Raw genomic sequence first — 2,832 nt, 5'->3', positions numbered from 1 at the left:
CCACGCCGACAGGCTGCCCCGGCGAGCCGCCCCAGAGCTCGATGTCATCGCGACTCACCGACCGAGCCGCTGATCGGCAGTCGGGCCGCCATGTTCAGCCGCACCTCGCCGTAGGGGCGCACGTGCTGCCAGAACAGCGGGGTCAGGCCGCGCCGGTCGGCCGGGGTGAGCAGGTCCGCCCACTGCTGCTCGGCCAGCACGTCTTGCAGCATGAGCGTGTTGACGTAGACCAAGGCGGCCTGCAGGATCCGCAGGCACAGCGCGGTCATCTCCACCTCCTCGCACCGGTTGGTGGAGATCTCCCCGCCCCGGCCGTAGCAGATGACGGCGTTGGCACCGTTCCACGCCTCCACCACGTTCAGGCCCTCCTCGATCTCGCGCTGCAGGTCGCGATCGCGCAGGTAGCGGGCTACGAAGACGGTGCGCTGGGCGCGGCCGATCTCCAGCATCGCCTGGTAGGCCGGATGTGAGGCCGAGCGGGTGAACCGCGACAAGATCGCCTCGGTGGAGGCGGTGCCGGTCCGGATCGCGGTGGCGTACTTGATCACCTGGTCGTAGTTCTTGGCGATCAGGTCCCAGCGCACCGGCCGGGTCAGTGCCGGAGCCAGCCGCCCGTAACGGGCGGCGTCGCCGGACTCGGCCTGATACAGCCGTACGTGGTTGATCTGCTTGATGCGCGGCAGCAGGTCGACGTTGAGCAGCCGGGTGATGCCGAACCCGATCTCCGACTGGCCGTGGGAGTCGACGTAGTTGCCCTCCACCTTCATGGTGGTGCCGTGCCGGATGGCGCCCTCCACCATCGCCGCCACCTCCGAGGCCGAGGCCTTCAGCGTCTGGGAGTGCACCACCACCGAGCCTCGCTCGACATGCCAGTAGACCAGCACGCCGCGGCCGCCGTAGCGCGAGTGCCACTCGGTGAACAGGTTCTGATCCCAGGCCCGGAAGTGGGTGGAGTCGGAGGCCACCGCCGTGGATCCGGCGCCCCACAGCCCCGCGTCGCGGGCGGCGAAGGTGGCGTTGGCAATCTCGACAGCGACCATCCGCGCCACCTCGGCGCTCAGATAGCGACGCCGTACGTACCGCAGCTCTTCTTCGGTGTGCGGGTGCGCGCCGGAGGTGACCGAACGGATCCCGCAGTTGGTGCCATAGGCGTAGATCAGCAGCATCAGCCGCTCGGCCAGCACCTGCCCGTCCAGATGGCCGCCGCCGGTCAGCGCGGCGACCTTCTCCAGGCAGCCGGTCCGCAAGATCGCCTCCTTCAGCACGTCGATCAGCGGGACGGCGCTCCACCGGCGAGCGACCTCGTTCTTGATCCGGCGCAGGTTGCGCGGCTCGGGCGCGGCCTCGATCGGTGACAGCTTGATCGCGCCGGACTTGCGTTCGGCGATCTGCAGCCATTCCAGGCCGGGCAGGCGCGCATCCAGCTCGGCCAGCGCGGCGCTGACCTCCTGGCGCAGCGCGTCGCAGAACGCTTGCGGGTCGCGCGGCTTGCGCAGCTCGGCGTAGTGCTCAGCGCGGCGGGACTCGAAGTCGGCCGGCAAGTCCTCGTCGGGGTTGCGCCAGCGGCCCGCCCCAGCCACCCAGATCTCCTTGCAGCGCAGCTGATCGCGCAGCGCCTGGAAGGTGGCCACCTCATACACCATCCGCGCCACCCGGCCCCGGCCGCGCGTGTCCTGGCGGTAGATCAGATCCGACCAGTCGCCCTGGGTGCCGCGATGCGCCGGCACGACCTCCCCGGCGGGGTAGTAAGTGATATTGCCCGCCTTGGCGTGGCGCCGCACCAGCTGCAGCGCTTCGATCACCGGCCGGTGCACGCTGTTGGTCGAGGCGAACTCCAGCACCTCGATCAGCTCGATCAGGCCGCGCCGGTAGTGGCCGGTGTAGGAGGCCTTGAGCGTGGTCTGCACCGTGCGCCGGTAGATCGGCCCCTTGGTCTTGAACTCCTTGACCAGCTCGCGCAGTGTCTCCTCGCCGCCGCGCACCGCCGGGAACACCACCTGCCGTACCGTGCCGTCCGGCTCCGCGAGCGCCGCGTCGGCGATCGTGAACAGCAGGTTCTCCTTGCCCGAGATCCGCTTGAAGGCGTTGACGAGCTCCTCGGTCACCTTGCGCTCGGCCCGCGCCCCGATCCGGTGCACGGTGGCGATCAGCAGGTCGACCAGGTTGTCGGTCACCTCCCGCTCCCGTTCGGCCACCAGCGCCGCCAGCAGCGTCACTGCGCCCGCCGGCAAGCTGCCCGCCCGGCGACGCAAATGCGAGGGCGACTCCACCATCACCCGCGCCTTCCAGCCCGCCAGCACCTTGGGCGCCACGTCGGAGAACAGCCCCCGCGGCAGGCCGATCGCCCGGATGGCCTTCAGCTTGCCGATCTCGGTCAGCATCGACTCCAGGCTGACGTTGCCCGGCATCGCCTTGATCAACGCCAGCACCGAATCGGCATCCTCATCGTCGAGGCCCGGCTCGTCGACGGCCTCCACCTGATCCCCGGCCCCGAGCTCGTGCTCGGCTCCGCCCGGCTGCGCAGCATCGCCGGTGGCCGCTGCGACCATGGCCAGCAGGCGGGCCCGAGCGGCCGCGTCGATGCGTGCTGCGATCCGGGTGAACCAGGTGGCCTCCGCCGTGTGCAGCGCCGAACGCACGATCCGCGCCAGCCGGGCCGGAGCGGGCGGCTCGATCCGTTCGCGGCGGCACTGCCCGAGCAGCTCGTCCCGGACGCGATCGGGGTTGCGCTCGGCGTGCGCGACGCTGGCCGCGAGCCAGTCGGTCAGCTTGTCGGCATCGGCGACGCTGCACACCCGGTAGCCCAGGTGGGCCCGGATCTGCGTGCGGTGG

At 70.6% G+C, this 2,832-nt stretch carries 1 protein-coding gene; it reads right to left on the bottom strand.

Annotated elements, in window-relative coordinates; genetic code table 11:
• Positions 1–44: 44 nt before the first annotated feature.
• Positions 45–2,832, bottom strand: a 2,788-nt coding sequence (locus ABD810_RS40755) for a Tn3 family transposase (protein ID WP_344953924.1), incomplete at its 5' end; no start/stop codon positions are given.

Origin of the sequence: Sphaerisporangium flaviroseum (assembly GCF_039537005.1) — a bacterium.
GTDB classification, from domain to species: Bacteria; Actinomycetota; Actinomycetes; order Streptosporangiales; family Streptosporangiaceae; genus Sphaerisporangium; species Sphaerisporangium flaviroseum.
The sequence above is the reverse complement of the archived record's forward strand: the minus strand, read 5'-3'. Positions and strand labels throughout refer to the sequence as shown.